Below are 16,505 nucleotides of genomic sequence, written 5' to 3'. Positions count from 1 at the left end.
TTCTTAAAAAAGCAGGCCAGCCATACAGATCCGGATCGGAAATTTGATTTTCTGATCCGGATTTTTTGCGCGCTTGGCATAGGCGACATAAGAATATTCCGGCCTCATTTGTAATAAATACATCCCTATTAAATGCTTTATATACTTCGCTTCAAAATCATCGATGACTCCATTACTGATTCCACCAAAAATATCTTCATTCCATATTTTTAAATACACCAAATTGAATGGAATGTAGACAATCCTTGCAGCGTATAAAGGAACGTCGAAGAAGTTGGAGCATAATCTCAATGCCACAAAACAGGAAAAATTCAAGACAAGGCTCAAAGAACTCATCACAGAAAGCACACACCAATAAAGCACATACCTTCACAATGAGAAACAACAAACGTCGATTGGTGTTCCAAAAAAGCACTTACCCATCCAAATAGTGCATTTGTCAATCTGTTACCACTCTGTTACCAAATTACATGCTACAATGCCGTGTAGAGTTCGATAGGTCTAATTGTCGATATTGATCTCTTTTTATCACCAAGTTAGTGAGTAGTTGATCTCGATTAATCACAATTTTTGTCGCACAGAGGTGCGACAAGGGATAGTCTCATAAAGTTTGGTGGCTGTCGCTTTTATAACTTAGGAGGATTTTGATGAAAAAATTCAGAAAAAGCCGCTATCCCGGCTATTCAAAAGCTGAATGAACTTCAAGACATTTATGCTTGTTATGAAGGCAATTGATTTGATGCCGGCAAATACCTGAGCCTTGTCCTAACAAACATGGAGGTGGCCCTTAGGATGATATTCAGGAAGATGTATTATGTTCCAGTCCTGTGTTGCTCTTTAAAGAAACGGCAGCCATGATTTAAAATCAAATCTCCTCTCATGATAGCGCACAAACTGCATGTACTATATAATACAGTAATCCAATGTGTTTAATGATTACACAACTAAAATTTTAATAGCCCGCTTAGGCTCCGTCAAGCGATAAGGTACTGTCCAGCTCAGTTCTTAGTCGTTCTAGAATGGTTCACCGTAAATATCCCACGATTGTCCCATTTACTTCAACTTGATATTTATTGGTTGCAGAAGGATAGATCTTGCTGATTGTTACCGTGGTCAGACTCGTTTTTACATAAGTTGCATCAGTCGATGAAACATAGAGAATGCCGTTGGTATTTATTGTGGAACCCACAGATTCACTGGCTGGATCTGGTGAACTGTTTTTTGAAGCCGACACTGCCGATGCAAAACGAAGGTAACCGACAACGACGCCATTGACTTCGACCTGATATTTATTTTTTGCAGAAGGATAGATCTTGCTGACCTGAGCTTTCGTTAGGCTCGTGATCAGCGGAGCAGCTGCATCTGAGGACAGGTAGATCACTCCATTCGTGTTAACTGTTGATCCTACCGATATGGCGGAAGAGTTAACCGTAGAACCGGATGTACTGTTGCCTGAACTTGCTGTTGATAATGTGCGCAGATAGCCAACTACCGTTCCATTGTTCATTACTTGATATTTATTGGTTGCCGAAGGATAAATCTTGCTGATTGTTACCGTTGTCAGGCTCGTTTTGACCGAACCGCTAGCATCTGATGATGCGTAGAGGATACCATTCGTTTTAACTGTGGATCCCACTGAACCCGATGAAGGCTGAGATGCAGCAGTAGGACTGCCCGCGGTTGTTGGCGTTTTTTCTGAACTTGCAGTAGACAATGTGCGCAGATAACCGACTACCGTTCCATTGTTCATTACTTGATATTTGTTGGTTGCCGAAGGATAAATTTTGCTGATTGTTACCGTGGTCAGACTGGTTCTGACCGAACTGTCAGCGTCTGATGATGCGTAGAGGATACCATTCGTTTTAACCGTGGATCCCACTGAACCCGATGAAGGCTGAGATGCAGCAGTAGGACTGCCCGCGGTTGTTGGCGTTTTTTCTGAACTTGCAGTAGACAATGTGCGCAGATAGCCGACCACTGTTCCGTTGTTTGTTACCTGATATTTGTTGATCGCCAAGGGATAGATCTTACTGACTTTTACCGTGGACAAATTCGTTTTGACCGAACTGCTAGCATCTGATGACGCGTAGAGGATACCGTTTGTTGCTACTGTTGAACCAACTGCAACAGTAGCAGACGGAACCTTATCTGATTGGGTAGAACCTGCCGGGTCCTGGACGGCTTTTCCACTGTCGTATTTTGTCAGATCATATTCCGAAATCAACTGATCCAGACTTGACGCATAAGTCGTATCGGTGGCATAGGTCCCCTGCAGCGCCTGCGCTGCATCCTGATAGGTCGGCGCGTTTGACTTCCAGACCTTTGCATAATAATCAGGGTTCGAGGATAAGCCGTTTTTCAGAAGATTGGCATAGTCCTGCATGGAAGCGGACAGAGAGGGATATTTCCTGAACTGAGCCTCAACTTCTACCGTATTTCCGCCCTCATCTTCATATGTGTTCATCGTGACATATTGACCATTGTACGTTCCCTTAATACCAAACAGGTTGTCTGCTTCCTGCGTAAGGCCGCTTTGCCCGGAGGCACTCTCAAGAATAGCCTGAGCGATCATAACAGAGGCGTAAAGATCATTTTCAGAAGCGATTTCCTGAGCCTCGCTGCCTATTTCAGAGATAAATTGCCCAGTAACATCATTTGTACTGCTCGAATCTACCATATTCTGCACTGCTGTGTAATTGGTCTGAGGTGATTGGACCGTTTTAACACTGGCCTTCTGCACCACACTCTGGCTGACTGTTTTTGTACTGCTTCCGACATTATTCGTGACTTTATTCGGCTCGATCGGCTGCTCGTTATTCTGCACATTAGCCGTGTTGCCCAATTTTGGAGTGGAAGCAGAGCTTGTGCTCGTTATGGATGAAGATGATGAAGTGGCTATCGAAGGAAGAGTGTCTCCGAGTGTGCCGGTATCCGATGAAGTATTATTCTGAACTGAGGGGCCTGTTGTGCTTGTTTGCCCAACATTTGTCGGCTGCTGTGAAGGATTATCTGAACCGTCCACATTTGATGAAGTCTTCCCGGTTGGGCTGCCTGTTGACGAGGTCTGACTCACAGATTCGCCGTTATCGGCCAGCGCGACGTGAACACTTGGAACTGATAATGATGTTAGTGCTGATAGAATCAGCAGTGGTTTTCCCCATTTTCCCATCTTTACTGATCTGTTTTCTTTTCTTTGTTTTTCTGACATTGATCTAATCTCCTTTGATCAGTCCCGTGCGACTATTCAAAAGTTGTGGTAGATCAATAGTGAGCTTGTGCCCACTCAATCGGCCTGACTTTGAAGCATTAGACTTTTAGTTTAATTGGAATGGATGATTCGTTTTTGGGCTAACAACAAATGATTGAACCAAAGTTCAATAGGATCAATTAAAACACACATAAACTGAGTATCACAATTTATTGTAAATGATGAAAATTAATTTTTTCTTAATCCAATATATGGGAATATAGTAGATTTCAAATAACTAATCAAAACGGAGCTACTTTGGCGTATATTTCCCAGGTGCGGTTGAAGCAGAATACAGCGGCAAGATTTCTTTCGGGTCCAAAAACAACCTCCGAAGTGAAGGAACGGAGGCTGTTTTTGATTATAGAAGCAAAAGCCCGATGACCTCTGCTTTCGTTTTTTAATTTTTGGGTCTGACTACATGACCCAGCGGTTTATGAACAATTTCGCCATTCTTCATGACAGTTTCACCACGGACGATTGTTTCGACGGGTAGGCCTTTGATGTGCCAGCCGTCATAGGCAGTGATTTTGCTTTTGCTGTGCAGGTTTTCCGCTTTAATGATTGATTCTTTGTTCATGTCTACTATCGTGATGTCGGCATCGGTACCAACTTCAAGCGAACCTTTTTGCGGATAGATGCCGAAACGTTTGGCCGGATTCTCAGAGAGTAGTGCGGTCAGTTTCTGCAGCGTGATCCTGCCCTCGTTAACGGCATTCAACATCAGCGGCACCATTGTTTCCGTGCCGGGCATGCCAGCCGGAATAGACCAAAGATCACCGTTCTTCTCTTCGGGTGTATGCGGTGCGTGATCTGAAGAGATGATCGTGATCGTTCCGTCATTGATTCCCCGCCAGAGCCGCTTTTTGTCCTTTTCATATTTGACCGGCGGATAAATCTTCATCACTGGCCCGATTTTCGGATAATCCTCATTGCTCAGAAACAGATAGTGCGGGCATGTCTCGGCACTGACCGGCGAGCCCTTGGCTTTGGCTTGCTGAATCGCATCAACGCCTTCGGCTGTGGTCACGTGCAGCACATGCAGGTGGGCACCGGATGCTTGCGAGAAGGACAGGCCCATCTGTATCGTCACTTCTTCAGCAAGATTCGGCCGGCCTTCGAGCAAGGCATCATAATCGGTGCCGCCGTTTTCTTTCACCTTTTCCGTCAGCTTCAAGATCAGGCTGCTGTCCTCGGCATGAACAGCGAGAACTTTCCCGGTCTTGGCAATATTCTGGAAGATTTCATAAACTTCTCCGTCTGAGAATGGCGGAATGACGTCATCCATACCGGCTTTGTAATTATAAGTCAGCTGAAAAGTCTTTTTGTTGATGGCGTAGCCCCAAAAATATTTGAAGCCGATCACACCGGCTTCGGCTAATGCCGGAATATCCTTATTGTTCATGTGGCCAAGACAAATGCCCCAGAGACCGAAATCGACATGGGCCTTTGGTGTCAGATTTGCGACCTGTGCATGGAAACTTTCAATATCTCTTGTCGGCGGCGTTGTATTCGGCATATCAAAGATGGTGGTGATTCCGCCGGCAGCAGCGGCCTGAGTAGATGTAAAGAAGTCCTCCTTATAAGTCGGGCCTGGGTCGCGCGAGTGCACGTGAACATCAATCAGACCAGGCAGTATGTATTTTCCCTCGGCATCCGTTTCCTTCTTAGCGGTTCCTTCGAGCGGTTCGCCGGAAATTGCCGCAATTTTTCCGTCTTTAATGTAGAGATTGGCTTGATACGTCTCTCCGGGCGTGACGATGGTTCCATTTTTTATGACATAATCCCATTCCATGCTGGCACCCCTCTATTCCAGTTCTATTTTTCCGATCAGCTCGGCGATTGTTTCTATATTATGGCTTACCATGTATCGGCGTATTTCGTCAATGGCTTCGGGCATCGCAGTTGGACTGATAAAATTCGCCGTGCCAACTTGCACAGCAGTTGCGCCGGCCAGAATCATTTCGATGGCGTCACGCCCGTTCATCACACCGCCGCTGCCGATAATCGGCAATTTCGTGGCTTGATGCACCTGGAAAATCAGGCGGACGACAAGTGGTTTAACGGCCGGGCCGGAAATACCGCCCATAATGTTTCCAATCTTCGGTTTCCGTGTCTCGATATCGATCGACATAGCCAGAAATGTATTAGCCACGGTGAGCGCGTCCGCGCCCGTTGTTGCGTAGGTTCGGACAGGATATGTTGAGTTCCAGCGCTGCAACCCGCGAGTCTTTCGAGAGACGTTCGGCTAGTTCCGCAAACTCGCCAACGGATTCTCCGGAGATGCTGGCAATCAGCGGCACATCAAAGTCCGTGTAGACAGGCAGTGTATGCCTGATGTACGCTTCGACACCTTTGCTCTGAATACCGATCGAATTGATCATCCCACCCTCAACTTCACAAACGCGCGGAATCTTGTTCCCCGGACGCGCGGCTTTTGTAATACTCTTCGGCACGATTGCGCCAAGACGGTTAAAATCAATGAATGCGGCCATTTCCGGGCCGAATGTCCCTGAGGCAGGCATGACGGGATTTTTCAAAACCAGGCTGCCGATTTTTACGGATAAGTCCGGTTCGCTCACCATTAAAGCACCACCTTCCGGATCGGAAAGACAGGCCCTTCGCTGCAGACCCGTACCGTCCGGATCTGATCGCCATCACGAAGCCTGCCGGCGCAGGCATAGCAATCTCCCATACCGCAAGCCATGTGCGCTTCGATTGCGATTTCGGCATTAATGCCGCTCTGCGCCGCCAGCTCTCGTATCAGTCTGGCTAGCCTTTTTGAACCGCATGTATAGGCAGCGGAAATGCTTTGTTCCGTGATTAAGTCCTGTGCCAGACGAGCGACCCGAGGTACGGAGCTCGTTCCTTCCTCATCAGTGACGTTCAAAACGGTTGCACCGGCTCGCTCCAGATCAGATGCCGCCAGCAGATCGGCGCGTGTCCGAGCGCTGATCAGTACAAAAACATTATGTTTTTCTACTAAAGCTTTCTGAGCAAGTGCGTTCAGAGTAGCCACACCAACTCCTCTTGCCGCAAGTAAAATGGGGGCCTGATTAGGCGGGAGACTAAATCCGTGCCCGAGTGGCCCGATCATGTCAAGCAACTGCCCCGGTCTTTTTTCTGTCAACGCGGCTGTCCCCTCACCTTTTACAAGGTAAAGAAATTCAATAATCCGGTTGTACGGATTCCATTTGTAGATACTGAATGGACGTCGCAACATATTTTTCAGGTTATCGCTACACCGGACATGAAAAAACTGCCCCGGCCGGACAGGTTCATCGAGTCCTGAGACTTCCGTTGCGATCCGCCAGTAACGTTTGCTGACCTGCTGATTGGCCAGTATTGTACCGCAAAGATATTTCATCGGATGATCTGCTCCCTAGGCACCGGAATATCCACTGGTTCTGCCCAGTGAAGAACAGCCTGTTCCAAAACATTGATACCCTTTTCAATCTGAGGTATAGCCGTGTGTTCATCAGGATGATGACTGATCCCACCGACCGACGGGACAAAAATCATGCCGGCCGGACAGAGCGCGGCCATGTTCATCGTGTCATGGCCGGCGCCGCTGGGCATCGTCAAATAGTTTATCCCCTGTTTCTCACAGATGTTTTCAAAAGAGTCGATCACTTTCGGATTCATCCGGACCGGTGTTTCGTCACTCAACATAGTCGTCTCGATTTTCAGATGGCGGGTCTGATACAAACGGTCAACGGTATCATAGAGCGTCCGGACGACACGGTCCTTCGACGAACGGGAGATGCTGCGGATGTCTACTTTCAACTGGGTTTCCCCAGGGATGACATTCATCGCCCCAGGCTCGATTTCGATGTCGCCGACCGTAGCTACGGTTCCATGTTCCATTTCCCGACGGGCAGCTTTCTCAAGCTCAAGAGCAATTTCAGCCGCGCCGATCAGCGCATCCTGCCGCTGGTTCATCGGTGTTGATCCGGAATGGGCGGCATGCCCCTTGACACAGATCGAGAAACGGGTCGGTGCGGCGATGCCAGTAACCACGCCAACATCCTTGTTATAGGATTCGAGCATCGGACCCTGTTCAATATGCAGTTCGAGAAAGGCCGACAATTTTGGTGCGGGACATCTGGCTTCTTCAATCCGGTCGAAATCGAGCCCGCGTTCATTAAGAATCGAACGGATGTCTTTTCCCTCTTTGTCAGTAAGACGTGCGAGTTCTTTTTTTCCGATCAGTCCGGCAAAAATTTTACTGCCGATTTGAGAGAAACCGAAACGTGCCGATTCCTCGCATGCAAAAGCAAAGATTACGATCGGATGCCGGGTCTGTATGTGTTTGTCATTCAGATCGCGAATAATTTCAAGTGCGGCAAGCGTACCGGTCACACCATCATATTTTCCACCCTCAATAACGGTATCGAGGTGCGAGCCGAGCCCGACTGCCGAGAGTTCAGGATCCAGCCCGGGACGCCGCGCGATTACGTTCCCTGCCGCATCAAACGTGACGGACAGGTCGGCTTCCCGGCAACAGCTGATAAAATAGTCAGTCACGCCTTTTTCTTCTTCACTGTAGGCGAGCCGGGTCATCCCTTTATCTGTTTTTCCATACTCATTGACATGGTCAAATGTTTGTTTGAATCGCTTTATGTTCACCATTCGTTTCGCCGTCCTTAATTCATTCCCCGAAAGTTCAATGATTTTTTACTCTAATCAGACCTGGGTTTTCTAAGGTCGATCCGTGACCGCAACCTCTAAATTAAGAAACGGCCAACATTCACGGTTTTCTGCCTGATTCCTTTGGGCTCCTGCCGCAGTCAGCCGATTTTTAGTTGTTAGTCCATTTCCACTGTCAGATCAGCGAACTTAATGTATTCATTGACATCAGGTGTTCGCTGGCCTCGGCGGATATTTTCTTCAGTGCTTTGATTAAGTCTTCTGTCCTGGCCTCTATATCGTGATGATCACCGACAACACTGATGCTGATGACCGTTTGATCGGGCTGATGGAAGATTGGAGCCGAGAGCGCAGATTGGCCAAGCTCAAGCTCCTGCATGCAAGAAGCGATCCGGGCACCTCGTGCCAATCGTAATCTGCGAGCGATTTCCGTTTCATCGGTGACGGTGAACGGAGTATAGGCGGTCAGTTTCTCTTTTTCTATCATAGTCTTAATAATATCAGCCGCCTGATAGGCGAGAATGATCTCGGCGGCAGCCGCGCAGTGTAGAGGCATGCGCTGACCGACATGAACGAAGAAGCTATTGCGCATCTCGGAGGGCTGGTGTGTGTAGGTACAGAAAATTTCATCCCCTTGAAACCGGCAAATGAAGGCATATAAACCCGTCTCTTCACCAAGCCTGTTGCAGTATTGGGCGAGCAACCCGACAGGATCCTGCATTTGCAGAAAAGTGCTGCCCCACTTCATTGATTTCGGTCCAAGCATATATTTTTTCGTTTCATGACTCTGTAAGACGATTTTATGGTCCAGCATGCACTGCAGCATCCGGTGCAAAGTGCCTTTGCTGAGCAGTGTCTCCTTGGAGAGTTCCGTAATCCCGATACCCGAAGGAGGGCAGTCGCTGATTGTATCCATCAGCTTTACAAACCGGTCCATCCATTCCATCGATGAAACCCCCTCATTGCAAATGCGAACACAATAATCTTTCTCCATAAAAGGCTTTTAATAGCTTTAAAAACGGCTTGTTTACTTGTTATTTTCCTCTGCTACTTTAATGCGTAACTTCAAGTACAAGTCCGAAGTACCTGCAACACTTGTCAGGCCAGTTCTTTGCCCTTGGTTTCCGGAACAAGGAACAGCATCGATAGCGCCGCAAGGATATAAACGAATGAGATAATCCCAAGCGCCGCGCTCAACGAATGATTGAGTGCAAAGAATCCGATGATCAACGGACCGAAGCCGCCAAAGAAACGGCCAACATTAAAGATAATATTCTCGGCTGTTGATCTTGCTTCCGTCTTATAATGTTCCGCCAGAAGCGCGCCGTAGCCGCCCATCATACCATTGACAAAAAAACCGAGGATTGATCCGAGAGCGACAAGCAAGATCGGATTCGGTATCTTGAAATAGATCCAGACAATCAGTGCAGCACAGATCTGAAAAGTAATATAAGTCGGTTTGCGGCCCCACTTATCGGCAAGGATACCAAAAACCAAAATACCGATTACCATCCCAGCGATTGTCGAGATGGTCCAATAGACCGTTCCGGCAATAGTATAATGATGCTGTGTTGCAAGCATAGTTGGCATCCATGACATAATTCCGAAATAACCAAAGTTCTGGACACTGCAGATTAGAATCAGACCAATAGTTGTCAATGATATTTTAGGAGAACGAAACAGTTCAAGAACAGACACTTTGTTTTTCTTTTCTTTTTTAACATTCAGCCACATCTCAGGTTCTTTCAGTCTGCGTCTTGACCACCAGGCAAAAAGTGCAGGAACAACGCCGACCAGGAAGACACCGCGCCAGCCGAAGTGCGGCGCAATCCATGCAGCGCACAGTGTGGCCAGAATAGTACCGGCCTGATAGCCGAGCGCGACATATGACGTGGCGCGTGTCCGTAACTTTTTTGGCCATGATTCAGTGACAAGTGTCATGCCGATGCCAAATTCACCACCAAGTCCGAGCCCGGACAGGAACCGGAAAATGTTGAACGTCGCCAGGTTTGGTGCGAAAGCACACAGCCCAGTAAATAATGAAAAGATCAGAATAGTCCAAGTGAACACGCGAACACGTCCATAAACATCGGCCATGATACCAAATGCGATACCACCGACCACGACGCCCATTAACGTGATCGTAGAGATGCTGCCGGCCTGTGCTGGATTGATGCTGAAATAAGTAATAATTAATGGCAAGACGAATGAAAGCATCATCATATCCAGCCCATCCATGGCATAACCGATCGAAGCGGCCCACACCGTCTGATGCTGATATTTGCCGATCGCCTGGTTATCCTCGTTTAAGGACATGCCCCCCAAACTTTCCTGTGTACCCGTTTCCGACATACTTCACGCTACCCCTCTATTTATATTGCTGATTTATGTTCCGGTAAGTGGAACATCGTTTCATTTTTGTTTAAAAACAAAGCGTCACTTAAATCAACAAATTCATTATAAGCACATTATTCAGATTTTTGTGGGCATGTGTAACAAAATCTTACACACTTTTTTAAGATCCCACACCTTTTTAACCAAGTTCAGATAAAAAAAGTGCTTGTTCATTATTTCAACAGCTTTTTTAACTGCTGTACTAATGCAAGCTTTGACGGGTGAAGAAAAAGAGGTCCAGTGCGCAAAAAGAGCTTCCTTCACCCACTGATTATTCGGCGAGAAGAAGTAAGCTCATCAGATTTTATTGTTTCTTATTACTCCGCTTCTTTCAAAGCAAACATCATCTCAGCCTCGCAGGCGACTTCACCGTCAACGGTCGCCACGCCCTTGGCTTTGGCAAAACCGGAACGGAAGCGAAGAATTTCCGATTCGAGCCGGAGTTGGTCTCCCGGACGCACCTGCCGCTTAAAGCGGCATTTATCGATGCCAGCATACAGCGTCAGCATATTTTTGGCTGCCCCCTGATGAAGGACAGCAATGCCGCTGACTTGAGCAAGTGCCTCAACAATCAGCACACCGGGCATCACCGGATAATCCGGAAAATGTCCAGTAAAAAACGGTTCATTGACCGAAACATTTTTAATGCCGACCGCCCGTTTCCCGTCTTCGACTTCAAGCACGCGGTCGACAAGCAGGAACGGATAGCGGTGGGGCAGTATTTTTTTTATTTCATCAATTGATAACATGGGCTATGTATCCCTCTTCTGCATTCGGAGTGGACACTTCTCTCCTTTCAGTTAATTAGTTTTGAAAAAGTCGAGAATGTGCCGCCAAGTCACCGGATTAAAGACAGCGAACGGATTGCCATGGCCAAGTGCTCCATAGCCAAACATTGCTCCGGCGACAAGTGCAAAAACGCAAAGACCGATCAGCAAAATCAGGCGCTTCCAGATTGGAAAACGCCGCTTGTGATAGTTAAAGAAGGGATTGTAAGGCGGCTTCTCTTCCTGCTGTCCCTTTTGCGCTTTCTTAGCTTCGCGCGCGGCGCGGCGGATGGATTCCCGTGTCTCCCCGATCTGGGCCAATCTATTTTTAGTTTTATCTTCAGCGTTTGTATGATTCACCATCATGCCCCGCACACCCGTCACTGGATCAGGCTGTTGACCAGTCCCGACATTTGATCGCTCAATGTAATGGATTTGGCATTCAGCTGGTAGTCATTTTGCAGATTAATCAGGTTAGTCATTTCCTGAGTCAGGTCAACGTTTGAATTTTCCAGTTCACCCTGAACGACTGAAGTGTTGCCTGCCGCAACCGGTTGTATCACCTGATTCAGGCCGACGCCGAGCGGACCAAGGTTCGGCAACGTATACAGATCATTGCCCTGGCTCTCAAGAAGCTGCGGCCGGCTGACGGTCACGCGGCCCAATCGGCCGGCGTTAATCGACCGGCCATTCGGCATTGTAGCCGTGATTGTACCATTGCCGCTGATCTGAAGATTTGTGTAGCCGGCGGGCAGATAAATTGCTTGACCGTTCTGGTTCAGCACAGGCTGGCCGCTTTTTGTCATCAACCGGAGCCGGTTCGGATTCTGCGGATCGATCTGGGCATTGAACGCGCCTGCACGTGTATAAGCCGTGGTCATCTGGCCGTTTGCGCCCGTCAGGCCGACCATGAAAAGTTGGTGGTCATTTGTTAGGGCAAGATCAAGCGGATTTCCGGTTTGCTGCAGAGTACCCATTGACATATTAATCTGTGTATCGCCTACCCGTGCACCGGATCCTGAACGAATGCCTGACGGCGTCAACCGGTTGGCGCGATCGGTCTGATCGACGTTCGGATTCATATTCCTGATATTCTGAAAAAGCAGATCACTGAATTCCGCGTCACGGCTCTTATAACCGGTCGTATCGATGTTAGCTATATTGTCCGCAACCGTTGCCAGCTGCTGCTGGATCTGTCCCATAGTAACTGCTGTCGCCATCATTTGCCGTTCCATTGTTCCACCCGCCTTTTTCTGCAATCCGGCTAATGTGCCGGGATCTGTAAATTCTGTGATTCAAGTCATCAGATGAAAAATTTCTATGTGCAATCCAATAAGGCTAAAGCTGTCCGTCATCATCATGGCGATCAGTTGCCACTGACCTGACCAACCTGGCTGGCTGCCTTGTCAAGCGTCTGATCCTCGATCTGCATCACTTTCTGATTGGCTTCAAACGTACGGTATGCTTCCATCATATCCGTCATCGTTTGATCCGCTGAAACATTGGATCCTTCCATGAAGCCCTGCTTCAGCTGATAGCTGACATTTGCCTGTCCGGCAGCGGCCGGAAGATTCCCAGCACCGTTCAGCATGAAAAGCCCGCCGCCCTGCTGCACCAGTTGATTGGTATTGGCTGCGTAACTGACTCCGATTTGTCCGGCAGGGGTGCCATTGACCAAAATCGTACCGTTGCCTGCCACCTGAAACTGGTCGGAAGGCAACTGGATCGGCTGACCTGCTGTATTGAGCACTGCATCGCCGTTGTCATCAGTCAACTGGCCGGCCGGGCTGAGCGTGAAGTGCCCGTCTCTTGTGTAGCGGATCGCTCCTGCAGGGGTTCGCACATTAAAGAGCAGCGCCCCCTCCTGAGCACCAGTGCGCGGATTGACCGGCAACTGAGAAGTAGACAAAGCAATATCAGTTGACTTGCCGGTCTGCGTGATTGTTCCCTGAGAGAAATCAGGAACTGTCTCGTCCATGTAAACGCCCGTTGAGAGATCACCGACTGTCGACGGTGATGGTGCATCACCCCCGATCCGGCTGATCAGCATTTCGGGAAATGTCCTCAATTCGCCTTGATCCTGTTTATAGCCTGGTGTGTCCACGTTGTTCAAGTTGTTCGACAGCATATTCATAAGCCGCTCCTGCGACAACATACCTGTTTCTGATGTATAGAGTCCTCTGATCATTGTTTGTCACCCGCCCTCTTAGATGATGCCGGGCCCCTTACTGCACTTCCGGCGTGCGCGGTAACCCGTAAATTTTACTTTAGTATGGGACGCGAAAAGCGCAGAGCATTAATTGGCTTTGCGCTTTGGCAGTTTTTCCAGATGTTCAAGCATTTTTCCGGCGCCTTCCACAACACAGGTCATCGGATTCTCGGCGACAACGACAGGGACCTTCAATTCGCTGGCAAGCAGCTGATCGATGCCGTGAAGCTGGGCACCGCCGCCCGTCAGCATGACGCCGCGGTCAATGATGTCCGCAGACAGTTCCGGCGGCGTTGTTTCAAGCACATTTTTCGCGGCCCGTACCAGTGTACCGATCGAATCAGCCAGCGCTTCCTCAATTTCATTGGAATGAACCGTTAACGTTTTCGGCAGTCCGGTAACCATATCGCGACCACGGATATCCATGCTTTCGTCACGGGCATTTTTAAAGACCGTTCCCACCTGAATCTTAATTTGTTCCGCCGTCCGTTCACCGATCAGCAGTTTGTATCTTTTCTTGATATAGTTCAGAATTTCCTGATCGAACTTGTCGCCTGCCAGTTTAATCGATTGGGAAGTCACGATATCCCCCATGGACAAAACAGCGATGTCTGTCGTCCCGCCACCGATATCAATAACCATATTGCCACTCGGTTGAAAAATATCCATACCGGCGCCGACTGCGGCAACTTTCGGCTCTTCTTCGAGATAAACCTGTTTTCCGCCGCTGCGTTCGGCGGCTTCACGGATCGCTTTCTGCTCAACCGAAGTAATGTGCGTCGGCGTACAGATCAGAATCCTCGGTTTTCTCAGAAAGCCTCTGACATTGATTTTATCAATAAAATGAGTCAGCATCATCTCAGTAATTTCAAAATCTGCGATTACACCGTCACGGAGCGGGCGCAGGGCAACAATGTTGCCCGGTGTACGTCCCACCATGCGCCGCGCCTCTTCACCGACGGCAAGCAACTGTTTCGTTTCTGTATCCAGTGCAATAACTGAAGGCTCATTCAAAACGATGCCCTGGCCTTTTACGTAAATAAGAACATTTGCTGTTCCGAGATCTATTCCAATGTCTCTTGAAAACACCGTATAATCCTCCCTGCCAAAATACCCAGTCCTCACGCTGGGACATTTATCATTCATTATCCCATTTTATCATAAAAAGATTCAAACAGGGAGGCAGTCGAAAAAAACACATCATTAATTTTTTTTAATGAATAGTGTCGAATGAGTGCGTTGTAGCTGGTTTTCATGCAACATTTTGCGAGTGATGGATCGTTGTCTTGAAATGGATGAGTGCAGCTGAAAGTTTTAGTCATGCTTGTATGGAACAAGGTGCAGTGTCGGGTGAGGTGAGGAGGATTGTGCTTGAATTTATGAAATTTTAACGTTATGATCCGGCGCCGATTCAGGACTGCACCGCTTTCTCAGAGTCTTTCTGGTATTTCAGCCGAGTTGCTTCCCCTCCTCTCAGGTGGCGGATGGACTTGTGATAATCGAGCACATTTTTAACGGCATTTGCGAGTTCGGGATTGATGTTGGGGAGCCTCTCCGTCAGATCCTTGTGAACCGTACTTTTTGATACCCCGAACTCTTTGGCAATCACCCGCACCGTTTTCTTTGTCTCCACGATATGCTTTCCAATCTTGATCGTACGCTCTTTGATGTAATCGTGCACACCACTCGCCTCCTGAAATTATGAAGATGCGAAATGAGACATTCTTTGGAGGGAAACGGAAACCAAACGCTCTCTGCTCGTTCCAGGCCCACCGCGCTCACCTCGAAACCCCGTATGTGAGTTTGTAACATCTTATTAAACGAGTTCCTTTTATATACCGAAAAAGTCAATAGGGACAAGGGTTCGGAGGGGGCGGTGCGAGACTTTTTGGGTAATCATTAGTTGGGCGGCGGGGATTCTCAGTTAAGACTGTAGAAAAATTCCAAACATATTTGACGGAAAAAAAGCAACTTTTCCGCTGACAGCTGAAGGAAAAGTTGTCTCAGTTTGATAGCGTGTCAGATTGGTTGACTTTGTAGAAGCAGTCACTGGATTGGGTGCGAATTTTTGCGAATTCGGCGCGACTTCCTCTGATTTCGGTGCCACTTTCCCTCACTTCGGTGCAAGTTCTCTATTTCGGTGCGACTGCTTAAGCTTTTTTTTCGTGATAATATCGATCAATCCACCTATGAGTTGGGCATTGATAATAAAGGCCTGATCCTGTACCGTTGCCAAATCTTTTAAGTTTCATATTGTTTAACAGCCGCGTGATGAGATAATGATCCTCCACTCCCAGCCAGTCGCGGCATTGTTTGTAGGTCAGGGTTGGGCGAAGAGGAGGAAGTAGTCGAGGTCATCTGGATGTGAGCGGTTCTGGATGTGCAGCCGCACCTTCAGCCGTACCTTCAGCCGTACCTTCAGCCGTACCTTCAGCCGTACCTTCAGCCGTACCTTCGGCAGATCCAGTTGGCATAGGCGCGGCCCATGGCGAAGAGGTAGCAGTTGGGACAGCGGACACCGTGCTGCAAGTCGGCAGGATCCACATTATATTTCTTCAAAAGATCGAGCGGCGGGTCAGTGTGTTCTTGCAGCAGAAACTGCTCGATCTGCGGCACCGTTCTTCCGATACTCGGGCTGTGCTGATACCTCGCTTTAATCTGATCAATTTTGGAAATGGATTGCTCGGCATGGATGACTTTTCCGATGACTTCCCGTAAGTTACCAGGGCTGTCGATGATGGTGGAGGTGTTGGTGATGACAACGAGCGGCTCAATGGGAATCGGGGACAGCCAGTGATCGGCGAGCCAGGCGGTGAGCATATCGCGATGACGGCTCACCTGAATCAATGGATTGGAAAAGCCTTCGCGTCGGTTGCCAATGGTCCGGATCATTTGGCGGCAACTGGACTCAAACAGGAGCGTCCCAGAATAATTTTTGACTTCCATGATCAGGGCGAATGTGTCGTTTAGGAGCAGGGTGTCCATCTGGAAAATATGATTCAGTGCCGTCTGGCGAAGATTGTAGAAAATTCGAGTGTCGGGGTCCGTGACCGTTTCAAGGTGATAGGCGAGGTTCTGCTCGCCGCGCCAGCCGGACTGGAGCCTGGCGAACTCATCTTCAATCGGGGCGCGGGCAGTGATGCCATGTGGCATATGATCGAGAAGTGCGCGGGCAGCAAGCATCCGCAGCGGAATGAATTGTTCTTTTACATTCAAACGTCATCTTCCTTTTCAATGA

Annotated in this window: 17 protein-coding genes; all 17 read right to left on the bottom strand. The window is 48.3% G+C overall.

Translation table 11 applies throughout. The annotated features are described in order from the left end of the window. Positions 1-3: 3 nt before the first annotated feature. Positions 4-339, bottom strand: coding sequence for a hypothetical protein (locus COP04_RS20105; RefSeq protein ID WP_204988017.1), 336 nt, complete (start codon positions 337-339; stop codon positions 4-6). Between the two features lie 685 nt (positions 340-1,024). Further along, positions 1,025-3,208 carry a glucosaminidase domain-containing protein gene (locus COP04_RS04225; RefSeq protein ID WP_100486840.1) on the bottom strand — a complete coding sequence of 728 codons (2,184 nt, stop codon included), beginning with the start codon at positions 3,206-3,208 and terminating at the stop codon, positions 1,025-1,027. 439 nt (positions 3,209-3,647) lie between these two features. After that, complete coding sequence (gene allB / locus COP04_RS04220) at positions 3,648-5,042, bottom strand: allantoinase AllB (protein WP_100486839.1); 1,395 nt, start codon at positions 5,040-5,042, stop codon at positions 3,648-3,650. 12 nt (positions 5,043-5,054) lie between these two features. Beyond that, a complete protein-coding gene (locus COP04_RS20585; protein WP_338062830.1) occupies positions 5,055-5,402 on the bottom strand; it encodes a nitronate monooxygenase in 348 nt (115 codons plus the stop codon). After that, entirely contained in the window at positions 5,395-5,832 is a 438-nt protein-coding gene (locus COP04_RS20580; protein ID WP_338062829.1) for a beta/alpha barrel domain-containing protein, read from the bottom strand. The genes COP04_RS20585 and COP04_RS20580 overlap by 8 nt, the downstream gene beginning before the upstream one ends. Next, entirely contained in the window at positions 5,832-6,614 is a 783-nt protein-coding gene (locus COP04_RS04210; RefSeq protein WP_100486838.1) for a dihydroorotate dehydrogenase electron transfer subunit, read from the bottom strand. Before COP04_RS04210 ends, COP04_RS20580 begins: the two co-directional genes overlap by 1 nt. After that, positions 6,611-7,879: a Zn-dependent hydrolase gene (locus tag COP04_RS04205; protein WP_100486837.1), complete on the bottom strand. Its 1,269-nt coding sequence runs from the start codon at positions 7,877-7,879 to the stop codon at positions 6,611-6,613. Before COP04_RS04205 ends, COP04_RS04210 begins: the two co-directional genes overlap by 4 nt. A 193-nt stretch (positions 7,880-8,072) precedes the next feature. Then, entirely contained in the window at positions 8,073-8,843 is a 771-nt protein-coding gene (locus COP04_RS04200; RefSeq protein WP_162297074.1) for an IclR family transcriptional regulator, read from the bottom strand. A gap of 152 nt (positions 8,844-8,995) precedes the next feature. Further along, positions 8,996-10,249: an MFS transporter gene (locus tag COP04_RS04195; RefSeq protein ID WP_239984757.1), complete on the bottom strand. Its 1,254-nt coding sequence runs from the start codon at positions 10,247-10,249 to the stop codon at positions 8,996-8,998. Between the two features lie 359 nt (positions 10,250-10,608). After that, the gene (gene fabZ / locus COP04_RS04190) at positions 10,609-11,040 is read right to left on the bottom strand and encodes a 3-hydroxyacyl-ACP dehydratase FabZ (protein ID WP_100486835.1); all 432 of its coding nucleotides are present in this window, start codon (positions 11,038-11,040) and stop codon (positions 10,609-10,611) included. Between the two features lie 51 nt (positions 11,041-11,091). After that, entirely contained in the window at positions 11,092-11,424 is a 333-nt protein-coding gene (locus COP04_RS04185) for a DNA-directed RNA polymerase subunit beta (RefSeq protein WP_239984756.1), read from the bottom strand. 14 nt (positions 11,425-11,438) lie between these two features. Beyond that, positions 11,439-12,293: a flagellar hook-basal body protein gene (locus COP04_RS04180; protein WP_100486834.1), complete on the bottom strand. Its 855-nt coding sequence runs from the start codon at positions 12,291-12,293 to the stop codon at positions 11,439-11,441. Positions 12,294-12,424: 131 nt separating this feature from the next. Then, complete coding sequence (locus COP04_RS04175; protein ID WP_100486833.1) at positions 12,425-13,246, bottom strand: flagellar hook-basal body protein; 822 nt, start codon at positions 13,244-13,246, stop codon at positions 12,425-12,427. Positions 13,247-13,354: 108 nt separating this feature from the next. Beyond that, a complete protein-coding gene (gene mreB, locus COP04_RS04170) occupies positions 13,355-14,356 on the bottom strand; it encodes a rod shape-determining protein (RefSeq protein WP_100486832.1) in 1,002 nt (333 codons plus the stop codon). Positions 14,357-14,678: 322 nt separating this feature from the next. After that, entirely contained in the window at positions 14,679-14,948 is a 270-nt protein-coding gene (gene spoIIID, locus COP04_RS04165; protein ID WP_100486831.1) for a sporulation transcriptional regulator SpoIIID, read from the bottom strand. A gap of 243 nt (positions 14,949-15,191) precedes the next feature. After that, on the bottom strand, positions 15,192-15,374 hold the full coding sequence (locus tag COP04_RS04160) for a hypothetical protein (RefSeq protein ID WP_100486830.1): 183 nt from the start codon (positions 15,372-15,374) through the stop codon (positions 15,192-15,194). A gap of 335 nt (positions 15,375-15,709) precedes the next feature. Next, positions 15,710-16,483, bottom strand: coding sequence for a nuclease-related domain-containing protein (locus tag COP04_RS04150; protein WP_100486829.1), 774 nt, complete (start codon positions 16,481-16,483; stop codon positions 15,710-15,712). Positions 16,484-16,505 lie beyond the last annotated feature (22 nt).

Origin of the sequence: Sporolactobacillus pectinivorans (assembly GCF_002802965.1) — a bacterium.
GTDB classification, from domain to species: Bacteria; Bacillota; Bacilli; order Bacillales; family Sporolactobacillaceae; genus Sporolactobacillus; species Sporolactobacillus pectinivorans.
This window is presented reverse-complemented; position numbering and strand designations above follow the sequence as displayed.